Annotated in this window: 17 protein-coding genes and 1 pseudogene; 9 read left to right on the top strand and 9 right to left on the bottom strand. The window is 66.4% G+C overall.

What is annotated here, in order from left to right:
* The 3 genes and pseudogenes from AB0C26_RS36600 to AB0C26_RS36590 form a co-directional block, all read left to right on the top strand.
* Positions 1–2,283: tetratricopeptide repeat protein (locus tag AB0C26_RS36600; RefSeq protein ID WP_360257123.1), on the top strand; the 2,283-nt coding region annotated here is incomplete at its 5' end.
* Between the two features lie 108 nt (positions 2,284–2,391).
* Entirely contained in the window at positions 2,392–3,135 is a 744-nt protein-coding gene (locus tag AB0C26_RS36595; RefSeq protein WP_360257121.1) for a DUF2625 family protein, read from the top strand.
* Positions 3,136–3,177: 42 nt separating this feature from the next.
* A pseudogene (locus tag AB0C26_RS36590) lies at positions 3,178–3,300 on the top strand (NAD(P)-dependent oxidoreductase); the annotation flags it as partial.
* Here the strand turns inward: AB0C26_RS36590 and AB0C26_RS36585 are convergent.
* Positions 3,241–3,711 (bottom strand): hypothetical protein, encoded by a 471-nt coding sequence (locus AB0C26_RS36585; protein ID WP_360257119.1) that lies wholly within the window; start codon positions 3,709–3,711, stop codon positions 3,241–3,243. The pseudogene AB0C26_RS36590 and the gene AB0C26_RS36585 overlap by 60 nt on opposite strands.
* 195 nt (positions 3,712–3,906) lie before the next feature.
* Positions 3,907–4,440: a peptide deformylase gene (gene def / locus AB0C26_RS36580; RefSeq protein WP_360257117.1), complete on the bottom strand. Its 534-nt coding sequence runs from the start codon at positions 4,438–4,440 to the stop codon at positions 3,907–3,909.
* A gap of 198 nt (positions 4,441–4,638) precedes the next feature.
* On the opposite strand from def, the gene AB0C26_RS36575 reads away from it, so the two are divergent.
* A complete protein-coding gene (locus tag AB0C26_RS36575) occupies positions 4,639–5,595 on the top strand; it encodes an enoyl-CoA hydratase/isomerase family protein (protein ID WP_360257114.1) in 957 nt (318 codons plus the stop codon).
* 39 nt (positions 5,596–5,634) lie between these two features.
* Here the strand turns inward: AB0C26_RS36575 and AB0C26_RS36570 are convergent, their stop codons facing one another.
* Complete coding sequence (locus AB0C26_RS36570) at positions 5,635–8,355, bottom strand: AAA family ATPase (protein ID WP_360257112.1); 2,721 nt, start codon at positions 8,353–8,355, stop codon at positions 5,635–5,637.
* Between the two features lie 418 nt (positions 8,356–8,773).
* On the opposite strand from AB0C26_RS36570, the gene AB0C26_RS36565 reads away from it, so the two are divergent.
* Positions 8,774–10,246, top strand: coding sequence for an MFS transporter (locus AB0C26_RS36565; protein ID WP_360257109.1), 1,473 nt, complete (start codon positions 8,774–8,776; stop codon positions 10,244–10,246).
* 8 nt (positions 10,247–10,254) lie between these two features.
* Here AB0C26_RS36565 and AB0C26_RS36560 read toward each other — a convergent pair whose 3' ends face one another.
* The 5 genes from AB0C26_RS36560 to AB0C26_RS36540 form a co-directional block, all read right to left on the bottom strand.
* A complete protein-coding gene (locus AB0C26_RS36560) occupies positions 10,255–10,611 on the bottom strand; it encodes a helix-turn-helix domain-containing protein (RefSeq protein ID WP_360257146.1) in 357 nt (118 codons plus the stop codon).
* Positions 10,612–10,725: 114 nt separating this feature from the next.
* On the bottom strand, positions 10,726–12,546 hold the full coding sequence (locus AB0C26_RS36555) for an acyl-CoA synthetase (protein ID WP_360257107.1): 1,821 nt from the start codon (positions 12,544–12,546) through the stop codon (positions 10,726–10,728).
* A 175-nt stretch (positions 12,547–12,721) separates the two neighbouring features.
* Positions 12,722–13,606, bottom strand: coding sequence for an NmrA family NAD(P)-binding protein (locus AB0C26_RS36550; protein ID WP_360257105.1), 885 nt, complete (start codon positions 13,604–13,606; stop codon positions 12,722–12,724).
* A 459-nt stretch (positions 13,607–14,065) separates the two neighbouring features.
* Positions 14,066–15,574, bottom strand: coding sequence for a trypsin-like serine protease (locus AB0C26_RS36545; protein WP_360257103.1), 1,509 nt, complete (start codon positions 15,572–15,574; stop codon positions 14,066–14,068).
* Between the two features lie 1,170 nt (positions 15,575–16,744).
* Positions 16,745–18,487 (bottom strand): hypothetical protein, encoded by a 1,743-nt coding sequence (locus AB0C26_RS36540; RefSeq protein ID WP_360257100.1) that lies wholly within the window; start codon positions 18,485–18,487, stop codon positions 16,745–16,747.
* An 826-nt stretch (positions 18,488–19,313) separates the two neighbouring features.
* Between AB0C26_RS36540 and AB0C26_RS36535 the strand changes: the two genes are divergently transcribed.
* A complete protein-coding gene (locus AB0C26_RS36535; protein ID WP_360257098.1) occupies positions 19,314–20,180 on the top strand; it encodes a hypothetical protein in 867 nt (288 codons plus the stop codon).
* Positions 20,181–20,375: 195 nt separating this feature from the next.
* On the opposite strand, the gene AB0C26_RS36530 is transcribed toward AB0C26_RS36535, so the two are convergent.
* Positions 20,376–21,140 carry a chitinase gene (locus AB0C26_RS36530; RefSeq protein ID WP_360257096.1) on the bottom strand — a complete coding sequence of 255 codons (765 nt, stop codon included), beginning with the start codon at positions 21,138–21,140 and terminating at the stop codon, positions 20,376–20,378.
* Positions 21,141–21,790: 650 nt separating this feature from the next.
* Here AB0C26_RS36530 and AB0C26_RS36525 point away from each other — a divergent pair.
* Genes AB0C26_RS36525 through AB0C26_RS36515 form a run of 3 tightly spaced genes read left to right on the top strand, consistent with a single transcriptional unit; the run spans position 21,791 to position 23,485 of the window.
* A complete protein-coding gene (locus AB0C26_RS36525; RefSeq protein ID WP_360257094.1) occupies positions 21,791–22,360 on the top strand; it encodes a hypothetical protein in 570 nt (189 codons plus the stop codon).
* Between the two features lie 40 nt (positions 22,361–22,400).
* Positions 22,401–22,703 (top strand): hypothetical protein, encoded by a 303-nt coding sequence (locus AB0C26_RS36520; protein WP_360257092.1) that lies wholly within the window; start codon positions 22,401–22,403, stop codon positions 22,701–22,703.
* A 44-nt stretch (positions 22,704–22,747) separates the two neighbouring features.
* On the top strand, positions 22,748–23,485 hold the full coding sequence (locus AB0C26_RS36515) for a hypothetical protein (protein WP_360257090.1): 738 nt from the start codon (positions 22,748–22,750) through the stop codon (positions 23,483–23,485).
* Position 23,486 lies beyond the last annotated feature (1 nt).

Below are 23,486 nucleotides of genomic sequence, written 5' to 3'. Positions count from 1 at the left end.
GCGTTGCAGGCGCAGTTGTTGTTGGTGTTGTCGGCTGATGGTCAGCAGGCTGAGGCGATCGCGGTGTTCCAGGCGATTCGCCGCCGGCTGGCCGAGGAACTCGGAGTCGACCCGGGCGACGAGCTCCGCGAGGCTTATCAACTGGTCCTCCACCAGGGCGCCGGGGAGCCGTCATCGGCCGGGGAGAGTGCGACGCCCGCGCAGCATGGTCAGGGCGACGGTGCATCGAGCGGCGCCGCGGTGCTGCCGGCGCAGTTGCCGGCGGATCTGCCGTGGTTCACCGGTCGGGAGGAGGTCGAGCATTGGACGTTGGGTCTGGTCAACGGTCATGTGCTGACGCAGGTGTCGACGCCGGTGCTGGCGATTGATGGTCTTCCGGGTGTCGGTAAGACGAGTTTGGCTATCCATTTGGCTCATCAGCTGGCTGACGCGTATCCGGACGGGCAGCTCTATGTTGATTTGCAGGGGTTTGATCCGGGTCAGTCGATTTTGCATCCGGCGGAGGCGTTGCAGGGGTTCTTGAACGCTTTGGGGGTGCCGGACGCGGAGATCCCGGCGAGTCATAATGCTCGTTCGGGGTTGTATCGCAGTGTGCTGGCCGGCCGGCGGATTTTGGTGGTGCTGGACAACGCGCACAGTGTGGAGCAGGTTCGTCCGTTGTTGCCGGGTGCTCCGGGGTGTCTGGTGCTGGTGACCAGCCGTAAGCGTCTGACCGGGTTGGCGACGGCGCACGGGGCGCATCTGACGACCCTCGACATGCTGTCGCCCGAAGACGCCCGGCAGTTCCTGGCGTCGCGGATCGGGCCGGGCCGGAACGTCGCCGACAGCGGGGCTCTCGAGGAGATCGTCGAGTTGTGCGGCCGGTTGCCGTTGGCGTTGTCGGTGGTCGCGTCGCGGGCGCTGACCCACCCCGATCACCGGCTGGCCGACATCGCCCGCGAGCTGCGGGAAGCGCAGGGCGGCCTCGATGGATTCTCCGACGACGACATGAGCAACGACATCCGGGCGGTGTTCTCCTGGTCGTATCGGATGCTCGGCGGCCGCGCCGCGCGTCTGTTCCGCCTGCTGTCACTTCATCCGGGCCCGGACTTCACGCTGCCCGCGATGGCCAGCCTGGCCGGCGTCCCGCTGGGCGAGGCCCGGACTCTCGTCGGTGAACTGGTGAGCACGGGTCTGCTCGCCGAGCACACGCCGGGCCGGTTCAGCACTCATGGCCTCGTCCGGGCCTACGCCCAGGAACTGGTTCGGCTGCACGAGGACGCGGAGGACCGTGAGCAGGCCTTCCGCCGACTGGTGAACCACTACCGGCAGACGGCCTACGACGCCGACACGCATCTGGTCCCCGCTGTCGTCCTGGAGCGGCCGGAGGCGATGGAGGATGTGATCGCCACCCCTCTGACTGACCAGGCCGAGGCCATGGCGTGGTTCAACGCCGATCGGCAGGTGCTCAAGGCCCTGGTGCAGCGCTTGCTCGACGACGGCCGGGTCGCCGAGGCCTGGCGCCTGTGCCTGACGATTCAGCGGTACAACCAGGGAGAGGGCTGGTGGCACGACTGGGCCGCGATGACACGCCTGTGCCTGCGGGCGGCGACCGCCGCCGGCGATGACCTGGGCCGCGCTCACATGGCGCGGAGTCTGGCCGGCGCCCAGTTTGTGCTGGGCGACAGGGACTCCGCGGCACAACTGCTGCGTCAGTCCCTCGACTTGTTCCAGCGGCTCGGGCTCGAACGGGAGCAGGCACTCGTTCACCGCAACCTCGGCCAGGTCAGCATCGAGCAGGGTCAGCATCGCGAGGGCGTCGTCTTCCTCGAGCGCGCGCTGCGCCTGTTCGAGGCCCTCGGTGACCGATCGGCGCAGCTCCCCGTGCTTTACGTGCTGGCCGAGGCGCACATCCACCTCGACCGGCCGGACATCAGTATGGAGCTGGCCGAGAAGGCGTTGCCGATCGCTGAGGCGCTGGACGACACCCATGGTCTGGGGCTCAGCTACGAGGCGCTGGCCAACAGCTTGCGGGCCGCGGGAGATCTGCCCGCGGCACTGACCTTCTGGAAACGGGCGACTGAGCTGTACCAGCGGATCGGCTGGCGGATGAACGTGGTCGAGTCCCTGCTCAATGAGGGCGACACCGCGCTTGCCCTCGACGATCGGGAGGCGGCGCGCGCCGCCTGGCAGCAGGCTCGCGAACTGTCGAAGGATTTGCACGTCCCTCAGGTCACCAAGATCGAGCAGCGCCTGACCCGTCTCGAGCAGTCCAGCGCCGCACGGTCGTACGGCAGGCGTTGAACTTGCTGGTCCGACCTCCGTCGTGTCGGGTATGAGACACGCGGCCCCGATGCCGGGAAGCCGGCTGGGACAGCTGGGGGCGCGGTTCGGGCGAAAGAGCGAGAAGCGATGATGATCGATCCGGACGTGGTCGAGGACCACCACGCGGCATGGCAGGCGCTGGCGGAGCTTCTGACCCGCAGCTTCGCCGCACCGCGGATCCTGCCCGCCGATCAGGAGACGGCCCTGGCCAGCGTGCGGCAACTGCACGTCGCGGCCAGTTCGCCGCTGGGCGCTCTCGCGCTCAACAGCGGCGGGATCCTGCTCCATGACGGATGGCTGCGGATCTTCGGTGGCTCGCCGAGCCCGGACGAGTGTCTTCCCAGCATTCTCGAGGTCAACGACTTCCCGGCGGCCGCGGATGACTTGTGGGTGCCGATCGCGGGACTGATCGTGGCGCACGACGTCCTGGGCGGGGTGTTCTTCCTCAACGGGTTGCGACCGGCGGCGGGCCGGCCGGGCGTACCGGGCGAGGTCATCTACTTCGACCCGTCGTCGTTGCAGTGGCGACGCATGAGGATGTCGCACGGAGAGTGGCTCGACTGGTGCCTCTCGGGCGACCTGCCGCACTTCTACAATCGGCGCCTGTGGCCGGGATGGCGCGACGACGTCCTCGCGCTACGGGCCGATCAGGGCATCGTCGTCTCGGCGCCGCCCGGCGGCGGACAGGAGCTTGCGGCGGCCGACTGCGTGACTCGAACGGTCGGCTCCATGGCCGATATCCTCGCCCGGCAACTCGACGCCGTCCGGCTTCGCGGACGGCGGCTCGACGGCTTCCTGGGCCGCTACCCGCCGGCCGTGCCCGCACGCTAGGCGCTTCGAGGGCCCGGACGTCGCGCCGCGGGAGGCGCCGGCAACGCCTCGCGCGGTCCGGTGGTGGACACCGGGGCGCTGCTGGCCGAGCTCGAGCGGGGCCGGCTACGCGCCGCGCCGGACGTGACCGGCCCCGAGCCGCTGCCGAGCGGGCATCCCCTCTGGTCGCGGCCGGGCGCTCCAGCCCCGGATGCTCAGCTGACCGAGGCCGGAGCGCGTCACCCCGATCAGCGAATACGGCACGCCCAACTCGGCGGCCACCGTGTCGGCCAAGAAGTCCAGCCCGATGTTCGAGGCGAAGTAGTCCAGGCGGAAGGCCGTCAGCCCGATGCCCAGGCATCGGCTGATCAGCTCGCGGAGCGTTCGGCGCGCGATCCCGCTCGTCAGCCACGCGTCGGCGATGTTGACCGTCAGCGTGGGCGACTGCGGGTCGCCCGGAGCCCCGCCGCACTCGGCCAGCGCGACCACCCGGTCACCGTGGATCGCGACCTGCCCGATCCATCGCCGTACGGGCTCGCCGGCGAGGCCGTCCCGGGCATCGAGGTACTCGGTCTGGAGCCGCCACTTGTAGGTCAACGAGGAATAAAGTGATGTCGATGCTTGCCAGGCCTCGAGGTCGTCGGATCGCCAAGGCCGCACTTCGGGGTAGCCGGTCACGTACGAACCGACGGATCTCGAACCGGGATGCTCACCCTCGACGTCGTGAGGACGCGCACAGGTCGCCGGGGCTCCGTGATCCACTTCGCCCCGGCGCCCTTTGTTCGCCGCGCGTCAGTGCGGGCTGACCTTGATCCGGGCGTCGAACCACGGCGCCTCGCTCAGCGTGGCCAGCAGTCTCGCCTGCCCGGCCTCGTCCTGCCGGTCGATGAACAGAACGCCGTCGAGGTGGTCGGTCTCGTGCTGGATGCACCGCGCGAACAGCCCGTCCCCGACCACCTGGACCGGGTCGCCCTGCTTGGTGTATCCCTTGGCGGACACGTTCATGCGGCGTTTGGTGTCGAGGAAGACGCCCGGAATCGACAGACAGCCTTCCGGGCCGTCCTGCTCTTCCTCGTCGGGGAACTCCAGAACCGGGTTGACCAGGTGATCGAGCCGTACGGTGTTGCCCGGCAGATCGGGGTTCAGGGCGAAGACCCGCCGGGCGACGCCGATCTGCGGGGCGGACAGGCCGGCGCCGCGCGACTTGGCGAGAGTCTGGTTGAGGTCACGTACGAGCGTGCGCAGCTCGGCGTCGAACTCGGTCACCGGCTCGGCGATCTGGCGCAGCACCGGGTCACCGACCTTCCGGATGGATACGACAGTCATGCGGCCTACCTGTCTGGTGATGGGGTTTCGCCGAGCGGGGAGCCCGGTCCGGTCGCCCTGGTAAACGTATCCATCAGTACGAAGTTCACCTCGCCGGCGGGCACGGTCATTTCCACAAATAAATAACAATGCGTTCACTCGGCCAGTTTTAAGATCTGCCATTCCTCGCCGGAACGCGACACATGAAAGGCAATGACGATGCCGGGTCCACAGGCCGCCGACCTCCGCCTCGAAACTCTGCGACTCTCGCAGGACGGGCATGTCCTGACGGCGCACATCGACGCGCCACCGTTCAACTACATGACCGCGCGGATGCAGCACGACCTGCTGAGCCTGGTCCGCGCGGTCGGCGACGATGACTCCGTGCGCGCGGTCGTAGTCACGGGTGGGGTCGCCGGCCGCTACATCACCCACTACGACATCGCCGATCTGCTGTCCGCGGCTGAGCGGGCCCCGTTGCTGTCTCGCCCATTGGCCCGGGTCCTGCTCGACGCGGCGCGTGCGATGACAGCGCTGGGAGGTGAACGGCTCGTCGAGCGGTCCCCGCTGGCCGGCGTGCTCGCCATCAGCCGCTTCCATGAACTCGTCACCCGCATCCTGCGATCGCGTGCCCTGTGGATCGGTGCCATCGACGGCCCCTGCGGCGGTGGTGGCCTGGAGATGTCGCTCTTCTTCGACGTACGGGTCGCCGCCGAGACCGCCCGGTTCCTGCTCCCCGAGCTGTCCATCGGCCTGACCACGACTGTCGGTGGGCAACGTCTCGTCCACCTTGTCGGCCCGGCCCGGGCGCTGGAGATGATGCTCGAGACCCGCGCCTACACCGCGGCCGAGGCGCACGCGTACGGACTGATCGGTAAGGTCGTGCCCGCCGCCGACGTAATCACCGAGGCGCAGCACATGGCGGCCCGCTACGCCCGGCGTTCACCCGCGGCGGTGGCCGAGCAGAAACGCCTTATCAACAGCGCGTACGAGATGAGCTCCCGCGCCAGCCTCACCCGGGAGGGGCTGGCACAGATCACCGGCGTACCCACCGAGGTGACGCGAACGCTGCTGCGGACCTGGCGGAGCAGGCAGGAGCCGGGCGGTGACTCGGTCTTCCTGACCGACCCCCAGCCCTGGGTCGACGGCACCGCCGGTCAGGACGGCCGGCGATGATGGCGCCGGCCGTCGCCGCCGAGCGGGTGATCGGCGTGCTCAGATCTCGTTGAGCGCGTCGCGCAGCCCGGCCCGCGAGGTGATGCCCAGTTTGGGGAACAGGCGATAGAGGTGAGCACCGACCGTGCGGTGGGACAGGAACAGGCGCTCGGCGATCTGTTTGTTGGTCAGCCCGGCCGCGGCCAGGCCGGCGATTTCGAGCTCCTGAGCGGTGAGCGTGGACGGTGACTGCTCGGCGACGGCCGGCCGGTGACCGGCGGCGCGCAGTTCCTCGGTGGTGCGGGCCAGCCACGCCTCGGCGTCCATCGCCGCGAATCCGGTGTGCGCGGCCATCAGATGCGTACGAGCGCGGTGGAATTGCTTGCGCCGGCGCAAGGTGTCGGCGAACGCGAGCCGGATACGTGACGACTCGAACAGCCAGCGGTCCATACTGGGATCGGCCAGCGTGCGTTCGAGCCGGTCGCCGGCCTCGTCGCCGAGCACGAGCGCGTCCACGCCGTGCTGGATCAATCGCATGCGGGGGGACAGGGCAGCAACGTCGGCCGCACGCATGGCCTCGGCGTGGGCTTCGGCCTGGTCCGTACGGCCCGTGCGCAGGGCGGCCTCGACCATATCGAGCATCACCCAGGTGGCGATCGGCACGTACGGCGCCAGCACTCCGGCCGGGCTGATCGCCGTCGCGTGCCGGAAGGCGGCCTCGAAGTCGCCCTCGGCCATCGCGGCCGTGGTGCGGGGTAGGTTCGCGGTGGCCAGCCAGCTGGCGACGCCGCGCGGTGCCGCCCAGCGGGTGATCTCGTCGGCGAGGTCGTACGCGTCGCCGAACCGGCCCCGGCCGGCGGCGATGAGGGCCTGGCTGACCAGGAAAGTCCACCGCAGGAGAGGCAGCCCGCTGTCGATGGCGACGCGCTCGCCCTCACCGGCCAGTTCCGCGAGCTCGTCCCAGCGTCCGATGAGGTAGTCGTCCTCGCACAGGTGCATCAGCCCGCTCAACTGCCACTGGGGTGCGCCGCCGTCGCGTCCCTGCCGGATCAGCCGCCAGGAATGCTCGCGGATGTCGCCCAGCCGGTCGAGCTGGGCCGAGGCGGTGCCCGTCCGTACGACCCGGGTCAGGTCGTTCTCGCCCGGTAGGGCGGCGATCAGCGCATCGAGGTCGGCCTGGGCCGCGGCGCCCGTGCGTACGGGGTCGGGGAAGGTGCGGCTCAGCACCGACAGGAGGTCGGACGGTGCGGGGGTGAGCCGGGCCAGGTTCCGGTGGAAGACGGCCCAGTGGTCGCCGGTGCCGGCGAACCAGGACAGCAGCAACAGCGTGTGCATGGCCTCGTCGAGCGCCGGATCGTCGGCGCGCCAGCCGTGCCCGCCGGTCTCGATCGCGCCGGCGAGCAGGCGATGGGCGGTGTGCACGTCGCCGTCACCGTTGACCATCAGGAGCGCGGTCGCGTTCGCGGCGTGCAACGCTCCTGATGGGTCCTGGCTCATGGTTCGGGCGTCCGCCAGCAGCGTCGGGGCGTCACCGGCGACTCCGGCCTCCGCCCCGATGTACGCGGCCTGCGCCAGCCGCCGCGCGGTGTCCTCGGGGGTGGTGCTCAGCTCGGCGGCGCGGACCAGCGCGGCGATGGCGGCCAGAACGTCACCGCGCCGCAACTTCAGGTGCGCCGCCTCTTCGAGCTGGACGGCGACGGCCTCGTCCGGGCCGGAGGTGGCCACGGCGAGGTGCCAAGCGCGGCGTTCCGGATCGCCCGGCAGCGCGGCGGCGATCCTCTGGTGGGCCAGCCGGCGCTCCTCATGGGTGGAGGCCGCGACGATCGCCGACTGGATCAGCGGGTGGCGGAAGACGATGCGGCCGACGGCGTCGTCGACCCGGACGAGTTGGGCTCGCTCGGCCGGGCCCAGATGGGTCAGGTCGGTCAGACCGCGCAGGAGGCTCAGATCGCCGTTTCCCTCCAGCGTGGCGAGCAGAAGCAGCAGGCGGGTGGGCTCGGCCAGGCCGGCGATACGACTGGCGAAGATGTCCTGCAACCGGTCGCTGAGGGGCACCACCTCCGCCGGCTGAGTGGAGTCGGTGAGGGTCGTCGGCAGCTCGACCAGGGCCAGCGGGTTGCCTCGGGCGAGGTCGAGCAGGCGCCGTCGCAGGCGCTGGCTCATCGTGGGGAAGCGGGTGTCCACGAGCTCGGCGGCCGCGTCCTCGCTCAGCGGCTCGATCGTGACCTCGCTCAGACCACGGCGGTCGATGAAGCCCTCCACGCCGGTGCGGGAGGCGGCGATGACGCCGATGGGCGTGCCCTGGACGCGTCGCGCGACGAAGCCGAGGACGACGGCGCTGGGCCGGTCGATCCACTGGACGTCGTCGACGACGAGCAGCACGGGTGCCGTCCTGGCGGCCCTGGTGATCAGGGAAAGGACGGCGTTGCACACCAGCAGGGCAGCCGGCGCCGGCCCGGGCCCGAAGCCCAGAGCGACGGTGAGCGCGTCCCGCAGCGCCGGCGGCAGTCGCTGTATGTCGGTATAAAGCGGCAGCAACAATTGGTTGAGCAGCGAATAGGTGACATCCGCCTCGAACTCGGAGCCGTTCGCGCGTAACACCCGCATGCCCTCGGCGTCAGCCAGATCCGCCGCCACGGTCAGTAGCGCCGACTTGCCGACGCCGGGCTCCCCGCGGACCATGCGCACGTCACCGTCGTGGCGCGCGGAATCCAGGAACCGGCGGAGGTGTGCCAGCTCCTCCTCGCGCCCGAACAGGTCCCCCGTGCTGGTTGTCCCCACACGCCATAGTGCACGCGCCCCGGATACCGGTGTCAAGGAAGATCCCGATCTATCGGTCGGGGCCCGGGAAGGCCGCAACCCGACCGTTACGTGGCGCAACCGCCTGGTGACAACTGTGGTCCGTTGGGCAGCCCCACGACCTATTGATCTCCGCCTTGTGGCGAGCTGCCGGAAGCGGTCAGATCCCGCACCTCACGAGCGTCCAGCCGGCGCGCGAGGCTCGCTGTCGCCCCCGCGCACTTGACGACACACCGCAGCGGGCGGTCCGGTCACACCTGACGACAATTCGTTGGCACTAATCAAATCCGGGAAATTAGTTAGTTACTTGGGGGTGGTTTGCCGGCGATTGATGAAAGGCGAATCCTGGTATGGCGCGGCCGATCCGAATCCGGCCGGTGTCCATACTTGTGAGGAAAAAATGGCAAGGTCCAAGACGATCCTTTGGATCGTCCTCGTCGCCCAGTTCATGGTCGTGCTGGACGCGACCATCGTGACGGTCGCGCTGCCGTCCATCGGCACGGGTCTGAACTTCGACAGTCAGCTTCAGCTGCAGTGGGTGATCAACGCCTATATTCTGCTGTTCGGCGGATTCCTGCTGTTCGGCGGCCGAGCCGGTGACCTGCTGGGCCGTCAGCGCCTCCTGGTCATCGGATTGGCGCTGTTCGGCATCTCGTCCGCGGTCAACGGGTTCGCGCAGAACCCGGAGACGCTGATCATCGGCCGGGCGATTCAGGGTCTCGGCGGCGCGCTGATCTCGCCCGCCGTCCTGTCGATCATCATCGTGACCTTCGAAGGCGTGAAGGACCGGGCCAAGGCGCTCGGCGTCTTCAGCGCGGTCACCGCATCCGGCAGCGCCGCCGGCATGCTGGCCGGTGGGGTGCTCACCGAGTGGCTCGACTGGCGGGCCATCTTCCTGGTGAACCTGCCGATCGCGGCGCTCGCCATCTTCGGCGCGCTGCGGGCCATCCCGAACAGCCGGCACGTGACCGAGGGCAAGGCCCGCCTGGACCTGCCCGGCGCGATCACCATCACGGGCGCTCTGCTCCTGCTGGTCTACGGCGTCGTCAACGCGGCCGAGTGGGGCTGGGGCTCAGGCAAGGTGTGGCTGTTCATCGGGGCCGCGGCTGTCCTGATCGCGCTGTTCCTCGTCATCGAAGGCGCGTCGAAGCAGCCCCTGGTGCGTCTGGGCATCTTCAAGGTGCGGGCCCTGACGTCGGCGAACCTGTCGATGATCCTGATGACCGGCGGCATGTTCGTGATGATGTTCTTCCCGACGCTGTACCTGGCCCAGGTCAAGGGCTACAGCCCGATCGAGGTCGGCCTGGCGTACCTGCCGTGGCCGGTCGCGATGGCTGTTGCCGGCACGGTGGCGCAGAAGCTCATCGCCAAGGCGGGACCGAAGTCGGCCCTGTGGATCGGCCTGCTGATCCTGGCGGCCGGGCTCTTCCACCTGGGCCTGCTGGACGTGGACAGCTCGTACGCCGGCGGAGTTCTGCCCGGCATGTTGCTGACCGCGGTCGGCGCGGGCTTCGCCTGGGCGGCCATGTTCCTGGTGGCGTCTGTCGGCGTGCGGCCGGAGGAGAGCGGGCTGGCGTCCGGTCTGATCAACACCTCGCAGCAGCTGGGCAGCGCGATCGGCCTGGCCGCGCTGAGCTCGGTTGCCGCGGCGTACACGGCTGACCTGGTCGCCGAGGGAACCGGGGCGGCCGAAGCCCTGGTCAAGGGCTTCGACCGCGGATTCCTGATCGCCGGTGTCATCCTGTTGGTGTCGGCCGCGGTGGTCGTCATCGGGATCCGCTCGTCCGACGGACGGCACACCGAGGCCCCGGAGCAGCAGGCGGGTGACGAGCAGGTGCCGGTCATCGGCCTGGAGCCGGCGCTGGGCGACTGATCGGGTGGTCAGGAGGCGGGAGCGTAGACATCCGCTCCCGCCTTCGCCACGTGTTGCTTGCCCCACCAGAGCAGCGGCCGCGACGCCTTCATGAGATCGACGGCGTGCTGAGTGGGCGCGTACAGCACCTGCACCGGCGAGGTGGGAACGACCGTCCGGGACAGCAGGCCGAGGTTCTCCAGTTCGCGCAGCCGCTGGACGAGCATCCGGTCAGAGATGCCGGGAACCGCGCGCCGATAATCACGGAAGCGCTGGGCCCCTTCCAGCGCGGCGCTGAGAATGTCACCGGTCCAGCGGCGGGCCAGGGTCTCGAAAACGCCTTGCACGGAATGCAAGACGCTCTGCGCTTCGAAACATTCTTCCATCAAGGTCACGGAAAAAGACTCCTGCTCATCAGTGAATTGCACAAGGTTCGCGTGACGTATGCCGCCGCACCTGGGCGAGGCCTCCTTCATCGGAGACCTCGCCCGGCATGACTTCTATCGAGTCGCCTGTCGCCACCGGAACGAATACCGGCCGAGCACGGAGCCGGCCGCGGCCATCCGGTCGTCGGCGACATTGATCTCGGCCACCGGTGTGCCGTCCTCGATCTCGACCGTCACCGCGACGTCCGGCAGCTCGTCCTGGACGACCCGGCGTACGGCGTCGGCCCGAAGGGCCAACTTGAAGTCCTTGCCCACAGCGGTGATCGGCAGTTCACTCACGACGTACACCGCCTTGGGCGCGGCGGCCGGCTCGGCGACCCGCCCGGCGGCCCAGACCACCAGCTCGTCGCCGGTGACGCCGGCGCCGGGTCGTACGGTCACGTAGCAGACGGGCACCTCGCCCGCGTGCGGGTCGGGCCGGCCGACCGCCGAGGCGCCGGTGACGGCCGGATGGCTGCGGACGGCGTCCTCCACGACGGCGGGTTCGATGTTGTGCCCGCCCCGGATGATGAGGTCCTTGAGCCGGCCGGTCAGATAGACGTACCCGTCGGCGTCGACGTACCCGAGATCCCCGGTGTCGAGCCAGCCGTCGGTCACCTTGCCCAGGGGGTCGAGCGTGCGGGCGCCGTGCGGGCCGGTGACGACATAGCCCGGGAACACGCTCGGGCCGCTGATCGTGATCACTCCGGTTCGGCCGGCCAGCAGCGGCGTGCCGTCGGCCGGGTCGACCGCGCGGATCCGCTGGTAGGGCATGCGCAGGCCGGCCGACCCGGGCCGCGGGTGGCCGGGCACGATGCGAGCCGAGGCGCAGGTGGCCTCGGTCAGCCCGTACCCCTCGCAGACCGGTACCGAGGTGTGCTTCTCGAAACCCTCGCGTACTGCCGCCGGGAGCGGGGCGGCCCCGCTGACCACGAACTTCAGCGACGAGACGTCGGCGTCGACCGGGACCCGGGCCAGCTGCTCGTAGACGGTCGGCACGGCCGACATCGTGCTGATCCGGTGCTGCTCGACCAGCTTCCAGAACATCGGGTAGAGGGCCGGGTCGCGCCAGCCCAGCGGTCCGCTCCACACGGTGTGGCCGCCCACGAACATCGGCACCAGGGTCGACAGCACCACCGCGTTGACGTGGAACATCGGCAGGCCGCCGAACAGGACCGGATCGTCGCCGACGGTCTCCGCGGCCGACCACGCGGTGAAGACCTCGTTGGCATGGGTGTGCGCGGCCAGTTTGGGGGTTCCGGTCGTGCCGCCGGTGTGGAAGTACGCCGCCGCCTCCTGCGGAAGCGGCGGCGGCGCGACGAGCCGGTCACCGGTCTCGGCCGCCGCCAGGTCTTCCAGATAGGCGACCCGTACGTCCTCGGCGACGAGCTCCGGGCGCTGATCGCGGGGGCCGTCCGGCCGCAGGGCCAGCACGGCGTCCAGCCTCAGCCGGCGGCCGAGACCGACGGCGAGCTGCCACAGCTGCGGATGGATCTCCGGCCCGGCGGCGATCAGCACCGTGGTCCCAGCCACCTGGAGCAGGCCTGCTACGGCGTCCGGGGCCAGGGCCGGGTTGATCGGCTGAGCGATGCCGACCGCCTCGGCGGCCAGCAGGCTGGTGACCATCTCGCCGTTGTTCGTGCTGAGCAGCGCCACCGCGTTGCGCCGGGTGACCCCGAGCCGGTGCAGCGCGTTCGCGGTCCGTGTGACGCTCTGCCTGAGCATTTTGTAGGTGACTGGCCGGCCGTCGGTGTATCCAGGGCCGAGGAAGGTGTGGGCGACCTGGTCGCCGTGCTGTTCGGCGGCCCGTTGCAGCAGGGCGTATGTGCTGGCCGGGAGGTCTCGCGCGGCCAGCGGCACCCGCTCGGCGGCGGCCGGATCAAGGTAAGTGGTCATCGCCTTAGCCGACGGCGGACGGCGCCGGAAGTTCGACCGTCCACCGGCGAAAGCGCCACCCCGACCGGTTGCTCACCGCGCGCTGGGCGGGCGCAGCACCTGGCCCTCTCTCCGCTGCCGCGGGCAAGCGCGCCGCGACAGTCGCTGCGACCCGCCCGGCTACGCCGGCCAGATGTCAGAAGTTCTTGATGGCATCTTTGACGAAGTCGCGATAGGTGCGCGGCGGACGTCCGAGGATCTTCGTCGTGAACGCCAGGTCGTCGGGGTTGACCGGCTGGGGCACCTTGCCGACAAGCATGTCGTGCGCAACAAGCCAGTCCTCCAACTTGCGTCCTTCGAGTCGCTCGGAGAAGATCGCCTTCCAATCATCGCCATCTTGGAGATAACGAACCGGTCGGCCGAGCTCTTCGGACCAGATCGCCGCGCATTGGGGGCCGTTCAGGGTTTCCGGGCCGGAAAGGTTGTACCAGCCGTTCGCGAGGTAGGTCTCGTCGAGCATGGCCCGGGCGGCGATCTCTCCCGAGTCGCGCAGGTCGAATCGACCGGTTCCGCCGTCGGCGATCGGGATCGGGAACAAGCCGGCGCGGATCTCGTCGAAGAACAACTCGTCGTTCTGGGCGAAGTTCGGCAGGTTGAGGATCACCGAATCGACCTGAGGATCGGCAATGCGTGCCGCTACTTCAAGCTTTCCTCCGTACATCGGAATCTGCCGTGAAATGGTGGCACGGATCTCGGGGTCGTCGACGTGGTAGCCCCCGAAAACCATACGCACGCCGGCTTCCTCGCACGCGTCCACGAAGGCATGGATGATGGCGACGTCATCATCCATGTGGGGGTGGACGAAGAAAACCGAATCCATACCCTTCAGTGCTGCCCGGACGGCGGCCCGGTCCGTCAGGTCTCCCACGACCGGCGTGACACCCTCGGGAAGGACCGTCGCCCGTGACGAGTCACGCACCAGGGCGTAAACGTCTGCACCGCGCGCCAACAGCTCGTGTGCCACCGGTTTGGCCACCGTTCCGGTCGCGCCGACAACCAATGCCTTGATCGTCATATCCATTCTCCCGTCTTCTCTGGCCCGAACTAATTCAGATGCCAAGTCTGCGCTCATCGAGCCCACTTGACCAATGCAATAAGAGTCACCTGACCGAGAGGGGAGGTCCGGTTTCCGTTTCGCTCCTTGAAGAAGCCTCTGTAACCAGCCCGCAGAACTCGCGAGGTGCAGGTCAGTGCCCCTTTCACGGTGCGTCGATACCCTCTCGGGCCGGGTGGATACGCGATTTTCGAATATCAGACGAGGCGCGTCCGGGAAAGTTCAGGTCCAAGGCCTGATGCCTTTGAACCGCGCTTCTGGAGGTCGAACGAATGGTATTGACGCCGCCACGCCCCGGCAATGTGGAACGGTTGCGGCGGTCACAGCGACGGTCCGGTCCTACCGCTTGGCAGCACGAAGGTCCCGGGCCGTCACCATGCGGCCCGGGACCTCGATCCGATGCTCTGTCGCGTCGGCGCCGGCTGGTTACGCCGGAGGCGTGAGGCCGCAGCCCGGCGCGCTCAGGTCGAGCCGCGAGCCTACGGTCAGGCAGGCAGGCAGCGTGGTGGTGCGCTGACCGTACCGACGTCCCTGCTCCACTCGGACCGTTCCGTCCGCCGCGACCTCGCACGGGTTGTTCTCGGTGCATCGCTCGCCACTGTCGTTGCCGGTGCTGTGAACACCGACGACGGTGGTGCCGTCGGCCAGGACCAGAGGCGAGCCGGAGGAGCCGTGGCCGGGGTCGCAGGCCGGATCGTAGCGGTACGCGTCGTCCTGTTGATAACCGTCCTCACGGAGGTGGGCGACGACCGTATCGACAGTGCACGAGTACCGGTTGCCCTCGCCCGCGGAGATGATCTCGATCCGGTCGCCGGCGGCCGCGGGCTTCGTGCCCAGCAGGAAAATCTTGGCCCGGAGCTGAGCGTACGACTTGTCCAGGCGGTAGAGCGCCACGTCGGTGCCGGTCATGGTGGCGTAGAGCAGCCGGGTGGTCCGAGCGCTGTCCTGCGGGTAACCCTGGTGGTCGCCGATGCGGACGATCTGATCGTCCGGTTGATCGACCACGGCGCCACCCGGAACAGGACGTTGCTCGAGGCAGTGACCATTGGTCAGCAGCAGCGCGGGGTCCGTGGGCGCGGAGGAGGCGGTCCGCACGACCGAGGCCGAGCAGCCGTTCACCGTGACCGCGCCCTCGAGGTCGGGCACCGGGCTGTCGGCGGGCACGTCGGATCCGCTGACGATCCCGGTGATCCACTTCCGGAAGTAGCTCACATCGGTGTAGACGACCGGTTGATCGTCGCCGTTGCTGCCGCTGACCGTGCCGGCGATGATCCAGCCGCGGGCGGAGCGAACGAGGGCGGGTCCACCGGAGTCCATGTTGGTCGCGGCGACCTTCCCGTCCGGACTGCCGACGCACAGCTCGCGCTCTTTCACGATGCCGCTGGGGTCACACAGCTCGGTCGCCTGGAACCGGGTGTCGGCCTCACGCAGCCGGGTGGGATAGCACTGTGGTTGCGGTTCGTCGCATGTGACACCCCAACCGATGATCCGGGCGACGGTGTGGGCGGCCGGGCGAGTGCGAGGCAGCGCCGCCGGAACGGCCGCGATGGGCCTGTCCAGTCGAAGCAGGGCGATGTCACCGTCGGCCACCGGCCGGGACGAGTAACTGTAGAACTTCTCCACCCGGGCGACCTGGCCTCCCGAGCGGACGTCGAGCGACCCGATGCGCACGGTCCAGTTCCTCGGCGTGCCGACCTGAGCGCCGCTCGGGTTGCGGGCGCAGTGCCCAGCGGTCAGCGCCCATCTCGGCGCTATCAGCGTGACCCCGCAGACGTGCCCGTCGGCGCGGGGCGACTCGGGGCGTTGCAGCGAGCCGGCGAACGAATAGGGTCGTGCCGCCTCCGTACCGCCTCGAATGGCCGACGCGGGGCCGGCCGCCGATAAGGCCAGCGCGACTCCGGCGAGGAGGGCGACAATTACCCGGGGCAATCGCATGTGGTCTTTCTCCTGTTCCGACGTCATGGGTCGCGGGCAGATTGCCACGAGAGGGTTAAATAATTCATAAGGGCGAGCGTGTGTCCACAATTCCGAACAAAGGATCATACGGATGGAGACCAGCGAAGTTCACTGAACGCTCAGGCAGCTTTGGATTACGTGGAAAGAGCCTGGTCATGGCATTCATCTGTCTACGGTTGACCGGTTCCGCCGCCGGTGCCGAGGGTGGCAGAGTCCGGAACTGCCGGGCGCCGACGGCTCGACCGTGTGCCGACGTGATCTGCGTTGGCCGTAAAGTAAAAGACCGATCTCCAAGCCCCACCCCCGAACAGCGTGCATTACCGCCTTCAACCCGCATCTCAGTCGCGAGGCAACTTCGGAACGCCGTGGTGGCCAAGCGAGTCAATATTGGCGCGACGAGTCGGTGCACAAGGCCCGGGCCGGTCTGGTTGGGCTTGGCTATCGCCATTCATCACCGCGAGTGGCATCCTCCTCGTTTCCGGGCGGGTGTGACGAGGAGGACGTCACCGGTGCGCGTTCCACCGGCACGCCCTGGCTCACGTCCGCCTCTCTTCAGTCAATCTGAACCAGGTGATCCGGCCGCACCGGTCGACCCCTACTCCAGTACGTGGGTTGTCACGCACGAACCATCCGTAGCCGAACGACGCCCCGACCGCGGAGGCGGGAAGGTTCAGCGCCGGGTCTTCGTGCATCAGGCCGTCGTCGACCGGGGTCGAACGCTACGCGACCATCGCGCCGCCGCAATCGCGGATCTTGCCGGGAACCCGGTTGAGGCCGTCGACGAGGTGGGTGCGCCCGTCGGCCCGCAGCGAGCAGCGCTCTCGGACCCCGGGACCGGGCGGCCGTCCCCGGCGCCGTCCGCCGCTGCCTCGACGACGTCGAGGAATACCTGGCTTCCGGCGATGCTCTCGACCCGGAAAGCTAGCGGGCCTCCACCGGCGTGATACGGACTCGAAATCCACGCCGGCCCACCCTTCTGATTGCCATTTCGAGCGCTCACTCAGGCGAGGCGCAGCGGCCGAACGTAGCGGACCGCTGCTCCGCCGCCTGCCTGGAGACCTGCATTCGACCGTTGCCCTTTATGCGGCTGTGCTCAATCCTGGGAGGGATAGCGGAAACCACAATCGAACACATGCCAAGAAGGAGGCATCATGAAGCGCCGCCGCCCCTTCCGTGGCCCTGATATGTCGATGGACCAGGGCGTTGAGAGCGCTGCGTAGACGTAGAATATGGCGTTGGCTGAGAACCGGAATATCCGTGCGGAGATCGAAGGCCGGCAATTTGCGATATGGTCGACCCTAGTGAGGTGGAAGGCGTTGTCGCGGCGCTTGACTGATTCGAACCTACCACCCTTGACTGATATCGACAGTCGTGCAGGGTTTGGACCGTACTTCTATGCGTCTGTTGAGTCGTAACATGTCTTTCCCGAAGCGCCGCCTGCATGGCGGGGTCATTCGAGAGCATTGACGTCAAAACCATCTGCTCGGCATTGCTGGCGTTCAGTTCCGCGAAACGCATATTGGTCAGGGCCTCGGATTCATTCTGTCGGGCCGTATCTACTGTGTGCGGCACGACGTGTGCAGGATTTGCACGCTGCAATGCCAGACTCTGGTGAAGATTTTGGCTTGCGGCGGAGATCTGCTGATTGATCGTCCTGATGCAGAAATCGATGTCAAGGACTTCCTGCGGCTGCATCAAGGGCGCCGACTGCGCCTCGATCGCGAGTCCGTTGATCTGTTCCGAACGCTGTAAAACCTGGTCCACCTCAGATATTCCTCGGTCATGGTGCCGAAATTCGTAGTAGTGTTCTCCTGTTCTGGTGTTGCTGTTGTCGAAGGTTTTGTGCACTCCGAGGAATTCGGCGGTGGGAGCGGGGGGTATCGGCCGTTTGTTCGGGCCGACGTGGCCGTACAATGCATTATCTGCGAAGTCTCCGACCGTGAGGTTATTCCGGTCGGATTCCAGAAATATGTTGGGCTGGCCGTTCGAGTCAATAATCCCCACGTCCTGCATCATTTGCCAAATTGCCTGGTCGTTCTGTCGGTCCGGGTTGCGAAGGCCTCGACTTGCTAGAGAGCGGCCGGGCGGCATCCCTGAGCCAGCGCCGAAAAACTGCCTGTTGACCTCCATTTTGATCTCTTCGCCGTGCGCCATGAGAAAATTTCTAACATTGTCTGGAAGGGCCTCGTTGGCTGCTGCATAGTCTTTGCGCATGAGTACGGGAATCAACTTCTTGGCGTAGTCGATCGATCCTCCTTGGGCCTGGTTGACGTGTTGAATCGCCGACGCGGTCCAGTGCGGGATGGCGACCCGGAGATAAGACTCCAGCAGACGTTTTTCGTAATTGGGCAGCCGTCCGTTCGATTCCGCTGCAAATCGCGAGCCGACCATTTTCGCAATGTGGTCAGCTGCCCGGTCGATTTCCTTCCATGGGCCATCGGTGAGGAACCGATCATTGACGTCCGCGATGAACTTGGCACTGGCGTACTGATCGATGGACTGCGTGAATTGAGCGCCAACGCTCATAAAGGAAGGCAGCCGAACGGACGAGACATACGCCTCCCGGAATGCGCGATTTACAGTCCATCGACCCGATTGGCGGAATGTATCTGGTACGGAACGGCCACGCCTAGGCGCGCCTGTGAGTGCTGCGGCGGCCTGGCGGACCGCCTCGTTCACGAGATCCGGATCTTTTCCGGAGTCCGAGTCGTAGGAAAATGACTTGATCGGATCGGAGACGATCTCGGCGATGAAGCTGTTAGGGAGTGCAGATCGATCGGTGACGACGGTGACCCCATTAGTCCTCGCCACGACGGCTCCCGGGTCTGGACCGTATTCTGAAGGCATCGTGATGCGAGCTGACGGAAGTTCGATCTCAATTCCGCGAGTCATTGATACTCCTCAATTCATTCATCGGGTTGTGAGGTCGGACGACGGTGATGCCCTATGGCAACCGAACTTTGTGATCTTGTCGGCGAGCGGGCTGTCACTGCAGTAAGGGGCCTTGCCGGAGTGGAGTTAATTATCGGCGCCGGTGCTGGCAGACAGCCTATCCAGGTAAATTTTTCCGATGGATGTCTGCGTCTGGTCCCCCAGCTGTCTTTCCGTACTTGGTGACACACTTGGAACGGGCGTGAGTATCCAGCGGTTCAATTCGTGAGGCAGGAAGTAGATTCGACGTGCCCCCCCGGTGGGGTCGTCTCGCAGCGACTCGGCGTGGCGTGGCGTCGATGATCAGCAGAAGTCCATGCCGGGGCCATTGCCCCATGCCGGCGCCCGCCGCGGGACCGCCAGGCCACGATGTGACGTAGACCGGTCCTCTTGAAGGGCGCTCGAACCGAGACGGTCATCCGGCTGGGCTGTCGACGACGGCGCCGCCCAGCCGCATCCTTGAGCCCAGCCGGACCTTTGAGCCCAGGAAAGACGAGATCGTCGACCACTTCGGTGAAGCCGACCGCGGATGCCGGCGAGCAGGTGGCCGGCGCGCTGAACTTCGCCGCCTCGTTCCCGTTCCTATGTAGAAGAGTGCGAGGGGTGTGTCGCTACGACGGGGATAACTCAAATATGCCTCTTCGTGCGGCACTGAGTTCGGCCCTGTCGGGCCGGACCGAGCGCGACGCTAGGAGGAAATTCGCAAGGTATCGCCTTCCCGTCGCCTGAACCTAGGCAGCGTTGCATAATGCCGAACAGAACAATGCCTTCCGGAGCGTGAAAGAATATGCCCGAACAGTTTACGAATGAGCAGAATCCGTACTCGACCAAACAGCAATCGAAGTCTACGGACGGGCGGGCGAAGCGAGCGACGGCTGCGCTGTTCGCGCAAGATGTCCGTGAATTCGCTAGGACGAAGAGATTGACGCCCAGGGAAAGGGAGGCGCTCCTGGCCTATGTCAAGAGCGTGGAGAACCACAGTAGCCTACGGAACGATCTGGCTAATGATAGGAAAAATGACCTAGCTGGAAAGGCCTGGGCAAGGCGGTTCGGGTCTCGTGTGCTGCGCTTCTTTGATCCAAAGATCAAGCGGGCGCCTGAGCAAGCTTTCGCAGATGCGGCGAACTATACCGACGATGAGAAGTCTGAAATGCGTGACTTCGCTGACAGCCTGATCAATTCGCATCCGATTATGATGAAGATGTTCTATGACCAGAAGAATCGGGAAGAGTTCACAAATCTGCGCCACATCATGACTGAATTCCCTCACCGGAGCGGCGCGCCGTTGCCGACGGCGCGCCAAAATTATGCTCAGGTGCAAGTCCCGGATCAGCGTCGAACTATGCCTGTACCTTCTTGGTCCATGCCGGCACCCCCGGCGCCGGTTGCTCGCCGTGCAGACCATGTCCAAGGCGCACAAGCCGCCCGTTATCAGAGCGGCCAACCGTCTCCCGACTTAAGCCGTCCTGGTACACCGGTAACGATCGCAGACTGGGGACAGGAAAGCATCCGCTCTGCCGCCAACGTGGATAGCGGCCGAGCCGCGACTAACATCCAACCTGAACCGAGGACAGCCGGCTATGACGATAGTCGGTCTTCGAGTCCTAGTCGACCACGCCGTCCTCAAGCGTCCGGGCAGTCGTTTACGCAATAGTTTGACGGACCGTGCCCCGCGGCTGACCGACTACGATCGCGCGCCACCCTCGAAGCCGGCGGCGAGGCCGCTGCGCGTGTTGCAGTTGCGTGGATGCGCCGGAGCGAGCAGTATCTGCCGGCCCGGTGCGCCTGCGGCAGTCCCTGCAGCCCTTCGGCCAGAACGAAGGACCTGCCTCGCCGCTCCCTTGTGCTCTTAGCAGCTTTGTCGAGGGTCCGGTGTGACTCCAAGAATCGCTGCGAAGCGCACGTAAGCGTCGATGCGGCTGCGCACGGCTTCGGGGCTGCCGCCGTTGCACTCGAGAATGCCGTTGATGCTGCGGATGGTCTCCCCGAACCCGGCCCCCTTGGTCATGCTGTCATGTGGCGTCGCGGTGCCCGCGCCCTGCTGTGTCATCCAGAACCAGAGCGCTGTCTGCCAGGCTATTGCAGGATCGTTCTTCACGAGATCGGGATTGTTGAGCAGGTCGATGTTGAGGGCTTGGCCGGCGCTGTGATAGTTGGTGTTCCAGGACAGCTGGATGGGGCCTCGCCCGTGGTAAGCGGTCTGCCCAGCGGGGCAACCGTACGGTTGACCGGCGTCGCAATAGTTGCCCCACGCGGAGCGGTTGAGTTCTTCGACGTAGATGAGGCCACCGCTCTCACGATTGACATTGGCCAGGAAAGCGGCGAGCTCACGCCTCCGTGCGGTTTCGTCGCCGGTTGTCGCGAAGGCGGGATAGTGCGCCATCGCCGTCGTCAATCCTTGATAGGTGTAAAACGGGCTCCGGGCAGGAAACATCTGCTCGAATTGAGCCGCGTTCAGATTGGCGACGTTCCCTCCTGCCGCCGGGGCGGAGCTGCTTCCGGGGGCACCTGGGCCGCCCTGCGACGAGCTGACAGCGGCGATGATCACTGCGATGAAGACTACCGCGAGGATGGCCAAGAGGATGAACGGAAGAAGAGCCACCAGTGAAACCACGATGCTGATCGTCGTTTGGGTGGGGTCCGGCGGCTTGGAACCTGACTGGCCTGAATTCTGATCTGCGCTGCCTCCGGCCACGGGCTCCTCGCGTTCATGTGTTGTCCGGGTTTGCCAGGACTGACGGAAGAAGCCGGCCTTGGTTCATTCGCATTGTCAGCCAATCTTTTGCCGCCTCGGCCCGTATTCCGCGGTCGTCGGCAGTCCACCTGAACAGAAACGTGATCAAGACCGCCGCACGCCGGTCCAGGAAATTTCAGAATCCGTGAACCGAGGTCCGGTCCGGTCCGTTCTGTAAGAGTCGCGAGGGTGCGCGTCGTTCGCCTGAAGAGCTCCGGCAGAACACATTTGAGCAGAAGCGGAGGTAGGTCATGTATGCGGCTGTCCGAGCGTGCCTTCGGCCACCACGCTATATCTCGGCTGTGGTGTCGGTGGCTGCCGTTGTCGGCCTGCTGGCGTTCGGGTTGTCGAGCACAGCGTCGGCGGCACCGCACCAGACCGGCCACTCGTCCCGGCCTGCCCGGGCTCCCGTGTCCCCTTCTCCCGCGGACTCGCCCGCAGCCTCTGCTCCGGCGGGGCTGGTGTCGGTCGACTTTCACAGCAAAGGGGCATACACCGTCGAGAGAGTGTGCCTGCGAAACAGTGCCTCCGTGTCCTGGTCGGATGGTGGCAATGAGGGTTTGCTCGACCGGGGCGGCCGCGGCGGTGCCATTCATTGCCGGAGCGGCCTTCTGGTCGGGCAAAAGGCCACGCTCAGCGTCGACCCTCCACCGGACGGCAGCTTGTACGTCGATTTCAAGATTGGTTTGGGACCGAGTAAGCAGGGTTACGACGTCACCGGAAGGACGTGGTGCACGTTTTCAGGCACGGTCCAGGGCGGAAAATTGGAATGTCAGCACATCGAGAAGAAGAACGTTGCTCCGCCGGCGCCGTCCATCGCGCCGTTCAACCCCGCAGTGGCTACGAATCGCGCCCAGCCGGGCGAAACAAAGGGTAGCAGGGCAGACCTGAATCTGCTCAATCTCCTTGCCTGGTGCGTCACGGCTGCCGGTGTCGGCGGCGTTCTCATCGTTGGATCAGATTTGGCACTTCAGCTACGCCGTGGCGAGATCGGGTTCGGTGCGGTAACCATGAAACGTGCCTTTTTGATCCTGACTGCTTGTTTCTTGTCGATGACAGCGGGGCCGATCATCCAATTCTTGAACATACCCCTGCCGTAGCGTGATCGTGGACGCGGCGGCGCCGACGAAAGAGCACTGAATGTCTCTTCAAGAACTTACAAAAATGGTCTTCCTGCTGTTTCCTCAGGTTGAAGTCCCGCAGCCACAGAAGGGTGGCAAAGCTCCGGAGCAGTTGGCCACCCTGGTGACGACGGGGTTGGGCTTGATCGCCTGGGCCGGTACGGCGGCAGGGGTCGCCGGTGTGCTCATCACAGGCGCCAAAATGGCAATTGCCCATAAGCGAGGTGACAGCTCAGAGCACATGGGCCAACTTGGCCTGGTTCTGGGCGGCTGTGTCCTGGTGGCCACCGCCGGACCGCTGGTCCAGTTCTTCTTCAGCTGAAGTAGACCCGTTTCTGCTCGATTTCATTCCGAATGGAGGCCGCTATGAGGCGCCGGTGGCGGCTCACTCGCGACGTCGACGCACGGCCGTTCTGGCAACAACGAGGATGGCAGGTCTCCGCCGCGTTTTTCGGGATGGTGCTGGTCGCCGCCGTAGTCGTGGCCTTCATAGATACGGAACCCGCGCCGACGCAATCGGTTGCGGCGCGCGGTCCGCTCAGCGAGGGCGCACCCTTGGAGGGTGCTCGGCCGGTCGGTTGCCGCAGCGACGACCGCCGGCAGGATGCGCCCGTACGGCCGCCGGAGGACATCACATGGCGGCAGTTGAACGGCGCGCCAGTGCCGTTGTCCACCTCGGCTGGACCGCGCCGCACGCATGGGTCGATGTTGTGGTGTTTCGCGCACACGCCTACCGGTGCCATCATGGCTGCCCACGTGATTCCGCGGCAACTGAGTGGCACCGATTGGCGCACCATCGTCGATCAACAGGTGGTGCCGAGCACGGGTCGCGAACTCTTCGTTGCGATGCGTTCGTCGATCGTGGATCCGCCGGTGCGCAACACCACGAGTTCCATCGCGGGGTTCTCGCTGCTGTTCTACTCGGGTGAGGCGGCAACGATTCGTCTTCTGATCCGGGCCGGTGCCATCGGTTATGCCGCCACGGACTACCGAATGGCATGGTCCGGTGGCGATTGGAAGATCGAGCCTGCTGAGACGGGTAACCTGTATTCGCCGTTGACTCCGGTTGCGGATTCCGCCGGCTTCATACTGTGGGGAAATTGAC

It is taken from the genome of Actinoplanes sp. NPDC048796, assembly GCF_040650035.1.
In the GTDB taxonomy this organism is placed as follows: domain Bacteria; phylum Actinomycetota; class Actinomycetes; order Mycobacteriales; family Micromonosporaceae; genus Actinoplanes.
Note: the sequence above shows the minus strand (reverse complement) of the source record. Positions and strands in the feature narration are given on the sequence as shown.

What these genes read in the sequence shown, in the direction of transcription:
- AB0C26_RS36595 (WP_360257121.1), top strand. Translation starts at nt 2,392, where the DNA reads ATGATGATCGATCCGGACGTGGTCGAGGACCACCACGCGGCATGGCAG.
- def (WP_360257117.1), bottom strand. Translation starts at nt 4,440, where the DNA reads ATGACTGTCGTATCCATCCGGAAGGTCGGTGACCCGGTGCTGCGCCAG.
- AB0C26_RS36575 (WP_360257114.1), top strand. Translation starts at nt 4,639, where the DNA reads ATGCCGGGTCCACAGGCCGCCGACCTCCGCCTCGAAACTCTGCGACTC.
- AB0C26_RS36565 (WP_360257109.1), top strand. Translation starts at nt 8,774, where the DNA reads ATGGCAAGGTCCAAGACGATCCTTTGGATCGTCCTCGTCGCCCAGTTC.
- AB0C26_RS36560 (WP_360257146.1), bottom strand. Translation starts at nt 10,611, where the DNA reads ATGGAAGAATGTTTCGAAGCGCAGAGCGTCTTGCATTCCGTGCAAGGC.
- AB0C26_RS36555 (WP_360257107.1), bottom strand. Translation starts at nt 12,546, where the DNA reads ATGACCACTTACCTTGATCCGGCCGCCGCCGAGCGGGTGCCGCTGGCC.
- AB0C26_RS36550 (WP_360257105.1), bottom strand. Translation starts at nt 13,606, where the DNA reads ATGGATATGACGATCAAGGCATTGGTTGTCGGCGCGACCGGAACGGTG.
- AB0C26_RS36545 (WP_360257103.1), bottom strand. Translation starts at nt 15,574, where the DNA reads ATGCGATTGCCCCGGGTAATTGTCGCCCTCCTCGCCGGAGTCGCGCTG.
- AB0C26_RS36540 (WP_360257100.1), bottom strand. Translation starts at nt 18,487, where the DNA reads ATGACTCGCGGAATTGAGATCGAACTTCCGTCAGCTCGCATCACGATG.
- AB0C26_RS36535 (WP_360257098.1), top strand. Translation starts at nt 19,314, where the DNA reads ATGCCCGAACAGTTTACGAATGAGCAGAATCCGTACTCGACCAAACAG.
- AB0C26_RS36520 (WP_360257092.1), top strand. Translation starts at nt 22,401, where the DNA reads ATGTCTCTTCAAGAACTTACAAAAATGGTCTTCCTGCTGTTTCCTCAG.
- AB0C26_RS36515 (WP_360257090.1), top strand. Translation starts at nt 22,748, where the DNA reads ATGAGGCGCCGGTGGCGGCTCACTCGCGACGTCGACGCACGGCCGTTC.